Below are 14,424 nucleotides of genomic sequence, written 5' to 3' on the forward strand. Positions count from 1 at the left end.
GCCCGGCGCACGAGTCCGCTCGCCGGAAGACACCCTAGCGGCGCAGAGCGATAGGCCGAGCGGCCAGTCGCGACCCTGCTTCGGCGCGCCAGCGACGAGGCCGAGAGTCATCAGGCGCCCCGTATGAGGAACGTGACGTCACACGGTGGCGACGAACAGCGTCCCGCGCCCGGTCACCGAGAGAGCGCCCTCGGACGGCGTCACGAACATGCTCTCGCCGCGCTCGACCCGCGCAGAGCCCTCCGCGCCGGCGAGGGAGAACGAGCCCTCGGTCGCGATGACGATCGCCGGTCCGCGTAGCGTCACCCGTGCGGCGGCATCGGACTCCGGCTGCACCACGACGAGCACGAAGTCGGGAACGTCTGGCCGATACACGCGAACGCCGGGCGCCACCTCCTCTGCCGAGAGGTACGGAACCGGCAACGGCGAAAAGTCGAGCACGCTCACCAGCTCGGGGACGTCGATGTGCTTGGGCGTCAGCCCGCCGCGCAGCACATTGTCCGACGCAGCCATCAGCTCGACCCCGGTGCCGGCAAGGTAGGCGTGGATATTTCCCGCCGGTAGGTAGAGGACCTCGCCGCGCGCGAGACGCACGCGATTCAGGAGCAACGAGAGGACGATGCCCGGGTCGCCCGGGTAGCTCCCGGCGAGGTCGCCCACCGTGATCGTTTCGAGGCGGTCGTCCCCCGCGCAAGCCGCGACAACCGCCGCGACCAGGGCGGAGACCTCAGCGCGGTCCCCGTCGGCGAGAAGCCAGGAGACCGCACGGCGGAGTACGGCAGCGGGGTCGCCGTCGAGCGTGGCCGCGAAGCGCGTGATCGCCTCCGCCGCCTCCCCCGATGAGCGCGCGGCGAGTTCGGAGAACAGCGTCCGAGCCGCTTCGGGCTCGCGAAACCCGCAGAGCGCATCGAAGCTCTCGCTCAACGCGTACATCAGCTCCGGCTTGTGGAAAGGGTCCTTGTAGTTGCGGTCGGCCGCGTCGCGCGCGATGCCGGCCTCCTCCTCGTCGACAAAGCGCCGGCGGGCAGTCTCGGCGGAAGGATGCGCCTGAAGCGAGAGGGGGCCTCCGGCGGCGAGGACCTTGAGCAGGAACGGCAGGCGGGGCGCTCCCGAGACCGGGTCGACCGATCCCGCCACTCCAGCGAGCGCCGCGTCGGGCTCGCGCGCGATCCATTCGGCGAGGGTCCCTGCGCCGACGGAGGCGGGATCGAGGATGCGCGCGGGCGATCCCGGGTGCGCGCCGAGCCAGAGTTCGGCCTCGGGCGATCCGGAGGGAGTCGTGCCGAGAGCCTCGGAGAGGCCGGTGAGCGATCCCCAGGCGTAGTCGCGGGGAGTATTGCCGATCGGGATAAACACGGGAACTGTCGCCTTCTGTATCGGGAGCAGATCGGAGGCGCTCGTCCGGATCCGCCGGGGCCGCCCCGCCCGACGGTAGCAGGATCCACAACGCCGACCGCGGAGGAGGGACTGCCCGTTGGTGCTCACCGCCAGAGGACGTCACGCTCGCGCCGGTCGTTCGTACGCTGAGCCGAGCGACACCGTCCCTGCCCACGGCGGCAGCGGTGCCGCATCCGATAAGCGAGGGAGCATGGAGCATGGACAGCACGACCTTCGAGACCCTGGCGGCCGACTTCTATGGGTTCGAGGCAAGCCTCTCCCCCGCCGAGAAAAAACTGCTCGTCGGCGTGCGCGCCTTCCTCGAGAAAGAGGTCCGGCCGATCGCCGACGACTACTGGGAGCGCGCCGAGTTCCCGCGGCAGCTGATTCCCGGCCTCCACGCGACCGGGGTCATCGGCCTCTCCTGGCCTGAGACCCGGTCGATCGAGAACTCGGCGGTGTTCCGCGGCTGGGTGGCCCTGGAGCTGGGCCGCGTCGATGCGGGCATCGCGACCTATGTCGGCGTGCAGAACGGCCTGGTGATGGGCACCGTCGGCGTCGCCGGTTCCGCCAAGCAGCGGGCGGAGTGGCTGCCGAAGCTGGCCTCAGGCGAGGTGATCGGTGCATTCGGATTGACCGAGCCGCACTCCGGCTCCGATTCCTCGCAAGGATTACGCACGACCGCACGGCGCGATGGCGACTCGTGGGTACTCGACGGCGAGAAGCGCTGGATCGGCAACGCGACCTTCAGCGATGTCACCGTGATCTGGGCGAAAGATGTCGCTGACGGCCAGGTGAAGGGCTTTCTCGTACCGACGTCGACGCCTGGCTACCGAGCCACGGCTATCGCCCGCAAGCAGAGCCTGCGCACCGTGCAAAACGCCGACATCGTGCTGGAGGGCGTGCGCGTGCCGGAGTCACTGCGCCTCCAGTCCGCCGACTCCTTCCGCGATACGGCAAAGGTCCTTCGTCTCACCCGCGCCGAGGTCGCCTGGCAGGCGATCGGAGTCGCGATTGGCGCCTATGACGCTGCGCTGCGCTATGCAAAGGAGCGCGTGCAATTCGGCAAACCGCTTGTCGGCCACCAACTGGTGCAGGACCTCCTCGTGAAGAGCATCGGCAATATCACTGCGAGCATCGCCCTAGCCACCCGCGTCTCCGAAATGCTCGATGCCGGTGAACAGCGCGACGAGCACTCGGCACTGGCCAAGGCATACACGACGGCCCGGATGCGCGAGACCGTGGCGTGGTGCCGCGAGGTCATGGGCGGCAACGGCATCGTGCTCGACTACGGGGTGGCCCGCTTCTTCGCCGATGCGGAGGCCCTTTACTCGTACGAGGGAACGCGCGAGATGAACACTCTGATCGTCGGCCGCTCGATCACCGGCACCGCCGCGTTCGTGTGAACGTGCGGGGTGTCCGTTACCTTCACCCCTGTGCTCCCACAGAACGTCGTCGACCTTGGGGAATGGACGATCGTCTACGATTCGGCAATCGGCTCCATCGCGGGCGTGGTCGCAGCGATTGTCGCTATCGCTGCCCTGGTTTCGACGGCACAAGACAGCAAAGCTCGCTCGCAGCCGATGCTCGCAGCCGAATTCCGGCCTGCGCCGCATAACGATAGTTCGATCGAGTTCGCGGTCACCAACCTCGGGCCTACCCGTGCACGAGATGTGAAGGTCGAATTCGACCCGCCGATCGCGCTCCCGAAGGACACAGACCACCTCATGAAACCGTCACCCCCGCTACTTACGGCGTCTCCTCGACTTCGACAAAGGCCCGACTCAAGAATGTCGACACGACGCTGCAAAAGATTCGCGACCACCTCGCCACGATCGCTCGCAAGTAGGCAAGGTTCCTCGCCAGGCTTACGGACTGATACTAAATGGGGAGGGGAGGACAGGAGAGATGTCGCGGCACGAGCAGGTTCTACCGGTGCCGCGACCGATGATTCTCAGGGGATGAGGATCAGGCACTCACACTGATGCTCCAGGTGACACCGAACCGGTCGGTGAGCATGCCGAAGCCGGCGCTCCATGCCGACGCGGCCAGCGGCTCGACAATGACGGCCCCCACCGCGAGGGAGTCCCAGTAGCCCTGGAGTTCCTCGAGGGTGTCTGAGCCGATCGAGACGAACAGTGCCTGGTCGGTGACGGTGGTGCCGTTCTCGCGACGGGTCGAACCGCCGCCGGCGATCGGCCCCCCGGTCTGGCCAGGGACGTCGTAACCCATGACGCGGAAACCGTTCTCGGCGACGACGAGGCCGAACACAACCTTGTCGGAACCCGGCACCTCGGACGGCATTCCGACGTTCGCGTAGGTGTTGATGACGGTGTGGCCGCCGAACACGGACTGGTAGAACTCCAGCGCCTGGCGGGCGTCGCCGCGGAAGTTGAGGTGGGTGGTCGTCTGGATGGTCATCGCATCTCCTTCATAAATCGGCCCGAGCGGCTCGATACCACAACCTTCACAGGCATCTAGGTCAGCTTTTGGCCTAGATCACACATAGGGTCGAAAAATGACCACGACATCGCGTCTACTGAGCCTGTTGTCACTACTGCACACCGGGCGGGACTGGCCGGGGTCGCTCCTCGCGGCGAGGCTGAAGATCAGCGGTCGGACGGTCCGCCGGGACATCGACCGCCTGCGGGAGTTGGGGTACACCATCCACGCCACCATGGGCACGAATGGCGGCTACCGGCTCGACGCAGGCAGCGAATTACCGCCGCTCCTGTTCGATGATGACCAAGCCGTTGCCATCGCCGTTGCACTGCAGGCCGCCCCTAGCATGGGCGTCGGTGTCGAGGAGGCCGCGATTCGTGCCCTTGGCACGATTCGACAGGTCATGCCCTCGAGGCTGCGGCACCGCCTCGACGCCCTCCAGGTCACCGCCATAGGCCGCGCGGGTGACGCGCCCCTGGCACCCCTCTCTTTCGAGGTCTTAATGACGGTGGCGAACGCGATTCGCGATCGCGAGATCCTGCGTATCGAGTACCTTCCGCGCGCTGCCGACGACACCGAGGCAGACGACCGTCGTCTCTCGCGCCGCGTCGAGCCGCACCACCTGGTCACTTCTCACGGACGGTGGTACCTCGTTGGATGGGACCTGGACCGAGACGACTGGCGGCTCTACAGGGTCGACCGAATCCGCATGCGGGTCCCCAACGGTCCCCACTTCATCCCGAAAAGCATTCCCGGCGGGGACGTCAACGAATTCGTCTCTGCGCACTTTAAAGGAGCAGACATCAACGAATGGCCATGCCGTGGCACCGTAATTCTGGATCTCCCTGCCAGCAACGTTCTCCCCTTCTCCGGTGATGGAACGGTGAAAGCCCTTGACGAGCGCAGGTGCACGCTCGAATCGGGGTCCTGGTCGTGGGGCTCGCTCGCTGCGTCTTTGGGGCGATTCGACGTCCCGATGGAAGTGGTCGGCCCTCCGGAGCTAGCCGCTGCTTTCGCCACCCTCGCAGCCCGATACATCGCAACAAGCCACAGTGAAGCGGCCGTAGACGCTTAGCCAGCGAACGAGAACACGCCGTCAGCCCCTATGCACCGAGCGCATCGGCGTCCGCCGCCGCACCGCGCCCGCTCCCTAGACTGGTCGCCATGATCCGACCCGCCGCCCCCGCCGCTGCCCAAGTGCTGGCGGTGGCGGTTCTCGCGGTGATGCTGGCCGGTCAGTCTCTCCGCAACAGTGTCGGCTGGTGGGGCTGGGGCGCGGTCATCGCCGTCCTCGTCATCGCCTCGATCGCCGTCCTCGTGCGCGCCCGTCCGCGCCTGCGCTGGGCGCGTGCTCCGAAGTCACTGGTCGCCTTCCTCGCACTCGCGGTGCTCTCGCTGCTGTGGTCGGCCTATCCCGGGGCGAGCGCCATCGGAGTGACCGCGCAAGTGGCCACGACGTTCGGTGGCGTCGTGCTCGCCCTGACGCTGAGCACCGGCGAGCTGGTGACCGCACTGGGCCGGGCCCTGCGAATCTCGGTCGGGCTCTCTCTCCTCTTCGAGCTAGTGGTCGCGGTCGTCGTCCGTCAGCCGATCCTTCCCGTCGGGATCGAGGTTCCCGCCGACGGGCGCGTCCCCGCCGCCTTTTACTGGTCGCAGGCCGCCCTGTTCACGGGCGAGCCGATCCAGGGCATCGTCGGCAATCGCAACCTGCTCGGCTTCCTCGCGCTGCTGGGGCTGGTCGTCGTGGCAGTCGAGCTGGCAGCGCACTCGATCCGCCGCCGCTGGGGGGTGATGTGGATCGTTCTCTTTGCCGCCGCGCTCGCCCTCACGCGCTCTGCCACCGTGCTGGTCTGCGCGGTCGCCGTCGTACTCGCCGCCGCCTTCGCGCTCTGGGCCCGCCGCCGCGGCGAGTCCGCACGACGGCCCGTTTACCTCACCGCGGCCGGACTCGCCGTCGTCGTGGTCGCGGGAGGCATCGCGGGCTGGTCATCCTTGCTCGCCCTCCTCGGCAAGAGCGAGGACGCAACTGGCCGGCTCGACATCTGGCGCTCCGTCGCCGAACTGGCAGCGCAGCGTCCCGTGCTCGGCTGGGGCTGGGTCAGCTACTGGGCGCCGTGGGTCGCCCCGTTCGACACACTGGCCGAGCGGAAGGGCGTCCTCTACCTCCAGGCGCACGACGCCTGGCTCGACGTCGCGCTCCAGCTCGGCGCGGTCGGCCTCGTCCTCTTTGCCGCTGTCGCCGTCTCGACCCTCTGGCGTTCGTGGTTTCGAGCCGTCGACCGCCCGAGGCTCACGGCGGCGACGGTCCTCCCCTATTCCGCCGTCTCCCTCGCGCCGCTCCTGCTCGTCGTCGCACTCCTCGCGCACTCCCTCGTCGAGAGCCGGATCCTGATCGAGGGCGGCTGGCTGCTCCTGGTGCTGCTCGCCGTGCAGACCAAGCAGCCAGCGACCGAGGCGGCCGATGTCCTCTCCTCGACACCGCTCCCTCTCGCGGGTGCCCACCCGGAGCGATGAGGCCTCGCCGCCCCTCGCTCCCCTCCTCCGTCGCCGACGCGGCGGCCTCGCCGCAGTTCGCCGCGGCTCTCGCGCAGACCACCCTCGTCACGGTCCTCTGCGCTCCTTCCGTGCGGGGGATGATCGGCTGGCCCGGCTACGTCGCGGCGATAGCGAGCCTGAGCGTCCTCGCCGCAGTCATGCTGATCCTGCGTCGCGGCTTACTCGACTGGGAAGGCCTACTACCGACGAGCATCCTGATGTTCCTCGGCTGGACCGGCCTGAGCGTGCTCTGGAGCGGATATCAGTGGGCGACGGTCTCGAGTGTCGCCTACCAGTTCGCCCTCGCCTTCCTGGCGATCGTGATCGGGCTCACGCGGGACGTCATCCAAATCATCCGCTCGGTCGGCGACGTTCTGCGGTTCGTGCTGATCGCCTCGCTCGCGATAGAGGTACTGGCCGGGGTCCTGATTGACCGGCCCCTGCGCTTTCTCGGCGTCGAGGGTTTGCTGGCGTTCGGCGGACCGATCCAGGGGCTGGTCGGCACCCGCAACCAGCTGGGACTCGTGTGTCTTCTGGCGATCGTGACGTTCTCGGTCGAACTGATGACGCGCTCCGTCGCCCGCGGCCCGGCGATCGCCTCGATCGTGCTGGCGGTGGTGACCCTGCTGTTCACCCGCTCCGCCGTGAGCGCCGGCGTCCTCGCGGTGGCCGCCGTGGTCGCCCTCGCCCTGCGCTGGGTGCGCCACGGCGACGGCACGCAACGCCGACGGAGGCAGTACCTCGTCCTCGGCGTCGCTGTCGCCGCGGCCCTGACCGCCTGGCTCCTGCGCTACCGCGTGATCGAACTGCTCAACGCGGGCAGCGAGTTCGAGTTCCGGCTGCGGCTCTGGCAGCAGGTCTGGCGCTTCACCGACCTCGCGCCGGTCATCGGCTGGGGGTGGGTCGGCTATTGGCGCACCGACCTCTCCCCCTTCGCCGCAATCGACTACCTCTCTGGCCGACCGCACTCGTCGAGCCTGAACGCGCTGTTGGATGTAGCGCTACAGGTGGGCGCGGTCGGAGTGGTGCTCTTCGTCGTGCTGGTGGGCCTCGCGCTGTGGCGCTCCTGGCTGATCGCCTCCCAGCGCCGCGCGGTCGTGCATGTCTGGCCGGTGCTGGTGTTGACAGTGCTCATCGTTACCGGCTTGGCCGAGAGTTCGATCCTGCTCGACGCGGGCTGGCTCCTCGTCGTGCTCTGCGCGATGCGGGCGGCGCAGGGGCTGAGTTGGCGCCGCCTGGTACACCCGCGCGACTGAACCCGACCGACAGCGACCTGCGGTCAGCGGCGGCGCTGCTCCCCCACCGCGCGAAATACCGCGAGGTGCTCCTCCCGGCAGCGTTCCCAGCTGAAGCGCCGTGCCCGCTCGACACCCCGGGGGCCGAGGTCGGCGGTCCTGGCGATCGCCTCGATGATTCCGTCGGCGATCGAACGCGGCTCCAGCGGGTCCACGTAGACCGCGGCCTCGCCGCAAATCTCGGGCAGCGCGCCCGAGTCAGCCGCAGCGACCGGGCAGCCGGACGCCATCGCCTCGATCGGCGGGAAGCCGAACCCCTCGTACAGGCTCGGGAACGCCAGCACCGCGGCGCGACGGTAGAGGTCGGCAAGTTCGTCAGGAGTGACGTGACCGCGCCAGTCGACGAAGTCCGGCAGCGGGCCGAGCCGGTCCAGATCGCCCCCGGTGAGCACCAGACGCAGGGCGTGCCCCTCCGCCCGCAGCAACCGCACCGCCTCGAAGAGGCGAGCGTGGTTTTTGTGCGGCCAGGCCCGCGCCGGATAGAACACGAAGTCCTCGCGCGGGCCGAAGTTCGGGGTGAAGCGCTCGGTGTCTACGCCGAGGTGCGACACGTAAATCCGTTCCTCGGGGATGTGGAGCAGTTCGACAATCCGCCCTTTCGTAAAAGCACTGATCGTGATGATGGCATCGGCCCGCCGCGCGGTCGCCTCGTAGGCGATCCGGCGGAAGAAGCGTTCGACACGGGGGAAGAGCTGCGGGAGATCCCGGTGCTGCAAGTCAAACACCATCTGCACGTGACCCTGGCGACGCGACGGCCACGGCAGCGGAACGGTGAAGGGAAAGTACAGGACGGCATCGGGGCCCAGGCGCCGACGCAGGCGCGGGATGCGCAGCAGCGCCTGGAGCATCCCCATCGCCCGGCGACGGTGCCCGGACCCGCTCACGACCCCCTCCGCCACGAGCTCGGGCACCCCCTCGCTAAAGCCGCGCGCGTTCTCAGGTACGAGCACCTGGACCGCGAGCCCCTCCTCATCTGCTCGCGGCACCAGGAGGCGCGTCAGCGCCCGGGCGTAGGTCTCGCCGCCGCCCATGCCGCCGGGGTCGACGGTGAGCACGGCGAGCGCGACGGAGAGCGGGTGCGGCATGGCGTCCAATCAGGTCTGGGCCGGCCCAGAATACCGGCGCTGCCACGCCGCTCCCGATGCCCACTGACGCCCGCGGGTAGGATAAAGCCCGCTGTCATCGACCCCGACGAATTGGACCACCACGTGCCCCGCGCTCTGATTACAGGAATCACCGGCCAGGACGGCCTCTACCTCGCCGAGCTGCTGCTCTCGAAGGGCTACGAGGTCTTCGGCCTGGTCCGCGGGCAGAACAACCCGAAGTACGAGCTGGTGCGCCGCACCGTTCCCGAGGTGAAGCTCCTCACCGGCGACTTGACCGACGTGTCGAGTCTCGTGCGCGTCCTCGCCGCCGCCCAGCCGGACGAGGTCTACAACCTCGGCGCCATCTCCTTCGTCGCCTACTCCTGGGAGAACGCGTCACTGACGACCGACGTGACCGGCAAGGGCGTCCTGAACATCCTCGAGGCGACCCGCCTGTACGCCGGCGACAACATGTCGCGCGTGAAGTTCTATCAGGCCTCCTCGTCCGAGATGTTCGGCAAGGTGCAGCAGGTCCCGCAGAGCGAGGAGACGCTGCTCTGGCCGCGCTCCCCCTATGGCGTCGCGAAGGTCTTCGGCCATTACATGACCATCAACTACCGCGAGTCGTACGGGATGCACGCGTCCTCCGGCATCCTCTTCAATCACGAGTCGCCCCGCCGCGGCCCCGAGTTCGTCACCCGCAAGATCAGCTTGGCGGTCGCGCGCATCAAGCTCGGCCTCCAGGAGACTCTCGAACTCGGCAACCTCGACGCGAAGCGCGACTGGGGCTTCGCCGGCGACTACGTCGATGCGATGTGGCGGATGCTGCAACAGCCCGAGGGCGACGACTACGTGGTCTCGACCGGGGAGACCCACGAGATCCGCGAGTACCTCGACATCGCTTTCCGCTCCGTCGGCATCGACGACTGGACCCCGTACGTCACGCAAAACCCCGCGTTCATGCGTCCTGCCGAGGTCGACCTCCTCATCGGTGACGCGGCCAAGGCTCGTGAAGTCCTCGGCTGGGAGCCGAAGGTCTCCTTCCCCGAGCTGGTGGCGATGATGGTCGAGAACGACCTCGCCGAGCAGTCCGCGCTGATCAAGTAGCCGCCATGCCGTCAGCGTTCGTCACCGGGGCGAGCGGGCAGGACGGGGGCTACCTCGTCGAACGCCTGCTTGCCGACGGCTGGGAGGTCTCCGCGCTCGTGCGCAAGACCGACGACTCAGCCCTGCCCGCCGCTGTGCGCCCTTTCGAGGGCGACCTGCGCGATCCCGCCCGCCTCGGCCGCATCGTCGCTGAGGCGGAGCCAGACGCGGTCTTTCACCTCGCCGGCCTCTCCTCGGTCGCGCTCTCCTGGCAGGAGCCCGTGCTGGCCGCCGAGATCACCGGTACCGCGGTCGCCGCGCTCCTGGAGGCGTCCCTCTCGCTCCAGGAGTCAGCCGGACGCGAGGTGCGATTTGTCCAGGCCTCCTCCTCCGAAATCTTCGGAGCGGCGGCCGAAATCCCGCAGTCTGAGCAGACTCCGATCCGTCCCGTCTCGCCGTACGGCGCAGCAAAGGCATTTGCGCACCACCTCGTCGCCGTTTATCGCGGGCGTGGGTTGCACGCCTCCTCCGGCATCCTCTACAACCACGAGTCCCCGCGTCGGCCGCTGAGCTTCGTGACTCGGAAGATCACGGCAGGGGTCGCCGCCATCGCGACGGGCACCGAATCGGAACTCTCCCTCGGCAACCTCGACGCGCGCCGCGACTGGGGCTGGGCGCCCGACTACGTCGACGCCCTCCTACGTGCCTCACGCGCCGACCAGCCCGACGACTACGTCGTGGCGACCGGTATCGCGCACTCGGTCCGCGACTTCGTGCGCGCAGCCTTCACAGCCGCCGGGATCGACGACTGGGAGCGGCGCGTCACCATCGACCCGCGGTTTGCCCGACCGGTCGATGCCCCCGAGATGCGGGGGGATGCCTCTCGGGCCCGGGAAGTCCTCGGCTGGACGCCGACGGTCGGCTTCGAGCAGATCGTCGCCCGCATGGTCGAGCACGACCTCGACCTGGCCCGCCGCGCAGACTGATCCGCGCGCAGGTGGCCCCCGCTCCCTGACTCGGAGCAGGGGCGACCTGCACGCGGTTGACGTCAGTCAGGCGGTCCTCGAGACCGCGGTTGCGGCGCGGTCCTCAGCAACACCCTCACCGTCAACGAGATACGACCAGACCCGCTCGGCGTACTCGTCCCAGGTGCCGCCATCGATCGCGAGCGCCTCCGCCGACAGCCGCGCGTGCAGCGCGTCATCGGTAAGGAGGCGCTCCAGAGCGGAGGCGATGTCGTGGTCGTCGTGCGGGTCGACGAACAGCGCGCCGCCACCCGAGGCGACCTCGCGCATACTGCCGAAGCCCGAGGTGACGACCGGCGTCCCGACCGAGATCGACTCGACGATCGGTAGCCCGTAGCCCTCATTGATCGAGGGGAACACTGTGCACCGGGCAAGGCGGTATGCGCTCCAGAGCAGCGCGTCCGTGATCTTGGACAGGGAGCGGACCGGTCGACCGAAGCCCTCGAGCACCTCGAGCCGATACTCGAACTCCGCGCTGCTCCACGCGTTGCCTCCGATGAAGACAAGGCTGAACTTCAATCCCCGGCGCCACAGGATCTCGGCCGCCTGCAGCACGGCGAGGTGGTTCTTGCGCGGCTCATGGCTGCCGACGCAGACGACCAGCGGCAGGGTTCCGGTCACGAGCGAGCGCGCTGCCATGGCCAGCTCCTGCTCCGAGACGATCTCCGGCTGCGAGGGAAGCAGGATCGGGAGGATGTCGGGGCCCTGCATTCCGACACTGCCCAGCATGTGCCTCCAGCCGGAATACTCCGTGGCGGCCGCCTCCGAAATGGTCGCGATACGGTCCATGTGCGAGACAGCCACGAGCGTGCGCGAGAAGGCGGCGCTGATGCCGGTGCTCGCAGTCTCGGCGGTGGTGACTGGAACGCAGTCGAACCCGATGGTGCCGGTGCGATTGCCACTGAATTCGGCCAGAGCAGAGACTCGCGATGTTCGCTCGTCCTCGACGGCAAGCTCGGGCAGGATGTAGGTGCCCTGCCAGGGCACGATCACGCGAGACCGATCCTCGACCGCATCGGGGACACTGCCGGAAACGGCGTTGCTGCGTTGCTCCGGAGTCAGCATCACGAGCGACTCATGCGTGGAATCCCATCCGACCAGGACGATCTCGTGGTCGCGAGTCCACCGGACGATGCTCTGGCGTACTACCCGCTGAATTCCCGTCGCGAGGCCGGTGCGCGCGGTGTGGTGGACGTCGACCACGACGGCGCCGACGATCACCTCGACCTCAGGGTGGTGGAACCGCGCGAACACGCGGGTGGAGGCGATGCTCGACGCGGCGTGCGCGAGCAGCGCCGCAGTGCCGTCCAGCCGAGCCCGTCGGCGCCCGTCGACGACGTCCTCGCGGCGAGGCAGGGTCCCGCGGAGCACGGCCAGCACCAGCCAGACCTCGCGGTCGGAGGGGGCAGGCAGCAGCACGCTGAGCTGCCCCGTCAACGCGTCGACGCTCTCGAGCGGCTCGACCGATGGCGCGAGCGTGCGCACCAGTGTGGCAAGACGATCGACCAGATACTGCTTAGAGCGCACGGGGCTCCTCCTCCTGCTTACTGAGCGTCGACCGTCCGATGAGGGCGTTCCAGAGCTCGCGAGCGTAGTCGTCCCAGGTGCGCTCCGGCCGCTCGGCCGCTTCGTGCCTGAGCGAGTCGATCAGCTCAGGAGACGTCAGCAAGCGGCGCATCCCGTCGGTGATCTCTTCGTCTGATTCGGGGTCGATCAGGACGCAGCCGCCGTGCTCGGCGATCTGCGCGGTGCTTCCATAGCGGGAGGTGAGCACAGGAAGTCCGATCGAGAGTGCCTCGGCGACCGGAAGGCCATAGCCCTCGTGCAGCGACGGGAACGCCAGGAACAGCGCCTCGCGGTAGCTGGCGACCAGGACATCGTCGTCGGCGCCGCGGAGGACCTCGACCGGTCGCCCTGCCGCGACCAGCTCGCGCACGCGCGGATCGAAAACCTGATGCGCCCACGGATTCGCCCCACCGATGAAGCGGACGCGGAACCGGAGACCCTCCCGCCAGAGGACCTCGGCGGCGTGCAGCACAGCGAGATGATTCTTGCGCGGCTCCTGACTACCAACGCAGAGCACGAGCGGCACGCCGGTCGAACCGCGATCGTCCGAGCGCAGCCCGTCCGGCAATTCGACAGGCAGCGGCACGGGTACCACGGCAGGTCCGGTCAGCCCCTGAGCGGGGAGGGCTCGAACGAAACCGTCGAACTCGAGTGCGGCCGCCGCGCTCACCGTGGCAACGCGCTTGGCATGTTTGACGACGGCCAGGAAATTGACGAAACGCACCGTCTCCTCCGGCGGGACGGTGTCGGCGCTGACGACCGGGATAGCGTCGTGGCCGAGAATCACGACCTCGTTGCCGGAGTATTCAGCAAGCGCCGCGAGGGGTCCGCACTGGTTGTAGTCAGGCACCGAGGGGATGAGGACGATGCTGCGATACGGGACGACGAACTCGGTCTGTTCCGGATCACCGTGCTCCCAATCGCGCCGGGCCGAGGAGGACCAGTCAACGACGCGCTCGTGCTCGATGGCACTGAGCCGCCGGAAAGACATCGAGCCGTGCACCCAGGCAACCGGCACGATCTCCTGCTCCGCGTCCCAGCGCGAGACCGTCTGACGGACGACGCGCTGCACTCCGGTGTTGTGCGAATGCCGCGCCGGGAAGTCAACGTCGACCACGACCGCTCCGGTGACCACCTCGACGCGGGCGTCAAGATCTGCGAAACCTGTGGCGGTGCGCGAACCGGCCTCGAGGAAGATGCGCAGGGCCGCCGCCTCCGGCGCAAGCTCGAGAGCGCGGCGGAACCAGTCGAAGAGTTCACTCGTCGGATATGCGGCGGTAAACGAGACAAGCGCGACCCACGTCAGCTCGTCGTCCTGGCGGAGGCGAATCTCGCGGGCCACCTCGTCGAGGTAAACCCCCGCTCCGCGCGCGCGCAGCGCCGCCCGACGTTCCTCGGTAAAGAGCAGGGTGCCGATTTGCTCGAGTCGCTGCAGCATCGCTTCGGTGCGCACGACGCGCGCGGCATCAGCGCTCTCGGTCGTGACCCTGGGCCGCTCGCTCATCGCGCCCGACCGGACAGGCGGCGCTTGACGAACCGTGCGCTATGGCCGACGGCGCCCGGCAGACCGAGCTGCTCAACGCGGATCTGGAAGGTGCGGACGAGTCGCAGGGGCTTAGTCACCCGCCAGGACAGCGTGCGCTCGAAGCCGGAGGCGGTCACCCCACCCACCTGGATTCGCTTGACCCATTCGTCGAGAGGATCATTGAGGAGGGCGTCGACCTGTGTGCGCAGTCGTGCGAGTTCGGCGCCCTCGGACTCCTGCTCAGCGGGAGGCGGGACGGCGGCAGCAGCCGCACGCTGGGGGGTAACCCGCACGGACGCGACGTCGCTGCGCGAGACAACCGGAGCATTTGGGGAGCCGTCAACAGCGGCCTCCAGGCTCGGGTCGGGCGCGAGTGGAGCGTCCTCTCCGGAACCGCCGAGGACGGGAGCCGGATCCCCTTCGCGGTGCGGCTCTGGGTCCAGCGGAACATCGGTTGGCTGCGTGGGCATGGCGAACACCTCGTTTAT

12 protein-coding genes are annotated in these 14,424 nt (G+C 68.4%); 6 read left to right on the forward strand and 6 right to left on the reverse strand.

All coding sequences use genetic code 11. The features are described from left to right. Positions 1–138 precede the first annotated feature (138 nt). A complete protein-coding gene (gene manA, locus B0H03_RS06065; RefSeq protein WP_104264919.1) occupies positions 139–1,356 on the reverse strand; it encodes a mannose-6-phosphate isomerase, class I in 1,218 nt (405 codons plus the stop codon). Between the two features lie 239 nt (positions 1,357–1,595). On the opposite strand from manA, the gene B0H03_RS06070 reads away from it, so the two are divergent. After that, complete coding sequence (locus B0H03_RS06070; protein ID WP_104264920.1) at positions 1,596–2,783, forward strand: acyl-CoA dehydrogenase family protein; 1,188 nt, start codon at positions 1,596–1,598, stop codon at positions 2,781–2,783. Positions 2,784–3,345: 562 nt separating this feature from the next. Here B0H03_RS06070 and B0H03_RS06075 read toward each other — a convergent pair. Then, positions 3,346–3,798 carry a VOC family protein gene (locus B0H03_RS06075; protein ID WP_104264921.1) on the reverse strand — a complete coding sequence of 151 codons (453 nt, stop codon included), beginning with the start codon at positions 3,796–3,798 and terminating at the stop codon, positions 3,346–3,348. A 97-nt stretch (positions 3,799–3,895) separates the two neighbouring features. Between B0H03_RS06075 and B0H03_RS06080 the strand changes: the two genes are divergently transcribed. The 3 genes from B0H03_RS06080 to B0H03_RS06090 all read left to right on the forward strand — a co-directional run bounded on the left by B0H03_RS06080 (position 3,896) and on the right by B0H03_RS06090 (position 7,610). Next, complete coding sequence (locus B0H03_RS06080) at positions 3,896–4,894, forward strand: helix-turn-helix transcriptional regulator (protein ID WP_104264922.1); 999 nt, start codon at positions 3,896–3,898, stop codon at positions 4,892–4,894. 89 nt (positions 4,895–4,983) lie between these two features. Next, positions 4,984–6,333 carry an O-antigen ligase family protein gene (locus B0H03_RS06085; protein ID WP_104264923.1) on the forward strand — a complete coding sequence of 450 codons (1,350 nt, stop codon included), beginning with the start codon at positions 4,984–4,986 and terminating at the stop codon, positions 6,331–6,333. After that, positions 6,330–7,610 carry an O-antigen ligase family protein gene (locus tag B0H03_RS06090; RefSeq protein ID WP_104264924.1) on the forward strand — a complete coding sequence of 427 codons (1,281 nt, stop codon included), beginning with the start codon at positions 6,330–6,332 and terminating at the stop codon, positions 7,608–7,610. The genes B0H03_RS06085 and B0H03_RS06090 overlap by 4 nt, the downstream gene beginning before the upstream one ends. Positions 7,611–7,633: 23 nt before the next feature. Here the strand turns inward: B0H03_RS06090 and B0H03_RS06095 are convergent, their stop codons facing one another. Further along, positions 7,634–8,734: a glycosyltransferase family 4 protein gene (locus tag B0H03_RS06095; protein WP_104264925.1), complete on the reverse strand. Its 1,101-nt coding sequence runs from the start codon at positions 8,732–8,734 to the stop codon at positions 7,634–7,636. Positions 8,735–8,857: 123 nt separating this feature from the next. On the opposite strand from B0H03_RS06095, the gene B0H03_RS06100 reads away from it, so the two are divergent. After that, a complete protein-coding gene (locus tag B0H03_RS06100) occupies positions 8,858–9,841 on the forward strand; it encodes a GDP-mannose 4,6-dehydratase (RefSeq protein WP_104264926.1) in 984 nt (327 codons plus the stop codon). Between the two features lie 5 nt (positions 9,842–9,846). Continuing rightward, entirely contained in the window at positions 9,847–10,806 is a 960-nt protein-coding gene (locus tag B0H03_RS06105; protein WP_104264927.1) for a GDP-mannose 4,6-dehydratase, read from the forward strand. Positions 10,807–10,872: 66 nt separating this feature from the next. On the opposite strand, the gene B0H03_RS06110 is transcribed toward B0H03_RS06105, so the two are convergent. The 3 genes from B0H03_RS06110 to B0H03_RS06120 are packed head-to-tail and all read right to left on the reverse strand — an operon-like array spanning position 10,873 to position 14,406. Continuing rightward, entirely contained in the window at positions 10,873–12,372 is a 1,500-nt protein-coding gene (locus tag B0H03_RS06110; RefSeq protein WP_104264928.1) for a glycosyltransferase family 4 protein, read from the reverse strand. Further along, complete coding sequence (locus B0H03_RS06115; RefSeq protein ID WP_104264929.1) at positions 12,362–13,915, reverse strand: glycosyltransferase; 1,554 nt, start codon at positions 13,913–13,915, stop codon at positions 12,362–12,364. The genes B0H03_RS06110 and B0H03_RS06115 overlap by 11 nt, the downstream gene beginning before the upstream one ends. After that, positions 13,912–14,406 carry a hypothetical protein gene (locus B0H03_RS06120; protein ID WP_104264930.1) on the reverse strand — a complete coding sequence of 165 codons (495 nt, stop codon included), beginning with the start codon at positions 14,404–14,406 and terminating at the stop codon, positions 13,912–13,914. Before B0H03_RS06120 ends, B0H03_RS06115 begins: the two co-directional genes overlap by 4 nt. Positions 14,407–14,424: the final 18 nt, after the last annotated feature.

The sequence above is a fragment of the Rathayibacter iranicus NCPPB 2253 = VKM Ac-1602 genome (genome assembly GCF_003149025.1).
In the GTDB taxonomy this organism is placed as follows: Bacteria; Actinomycetota; Actinomycetes; order Actinomycetales; family Microbacteriaceae; genus Rathayibacter; species Rathayibacter iranicus.

Coding starts and splice junctions, on each gene's coding strand:
- B0H03_RS06070 (WP_104264920.1), top strand. CDS start 1,596: ATGGACAGCACGACCTTCGAGACCCTGGCGGCCGACTTCTATGGGTTC.
- B0H03_RS06075 (WP_104264921.1), bottom strand. CDS start 3,798: ATGACCATCCAGACGACCACCCACCTCAACTTCCGCGGCGACGCCCGC.
- B0H03_RS06080 (WP_104264922.1), top strand. CDS start 3,896: ATGACCACGACATCGCGTCTACTGAGCCTGTTGTCACTACTGCACACC.
- B0H03_RS06085 (WP_104264923.1), top strand. CDS start 4,984: ATGATCCGACCCGCCGCCCCCGCCGCTGCCCAAGTGCTGGCGGTGGCG.
- B0H03_RS06090 (WP_104264924.1), top strand. CDS start 6,330: ATGAGGCCTCGCCGCCCCTCGCTCCCCTCCTCCGTCGCCGACGCGGCG.
- B0H03_RS06095 (WP_104264925.1), bottom strand. CDS start 8,734: ATGCCGCACCCGCTCTCCGTCGCGCTCGCCGTGCTCACCGTCGACCCC.
- B0H03_RS06105 (WP_104264927.1), top strand. CDS start 9,847: ATGCCGTCAGCGTTCGTCACCGGGGCGAGCGGGCAGGACGGGGGCTAC.
- B0H03_RS06115 (WP_104264929.1), bottom strand. CDS start 13,915: ATGAGCGAGCGGCCCAGGGTCACGACCGAGAGCGCTGATGCCGCGCGC.
- B0H03_RS06120 (WP_104264930.1), bottom strand. CDS start 14,406: ATGCCCACGCAGCCAACCGATGTTCCGCTGGACCCAGAGCCGCACCGC.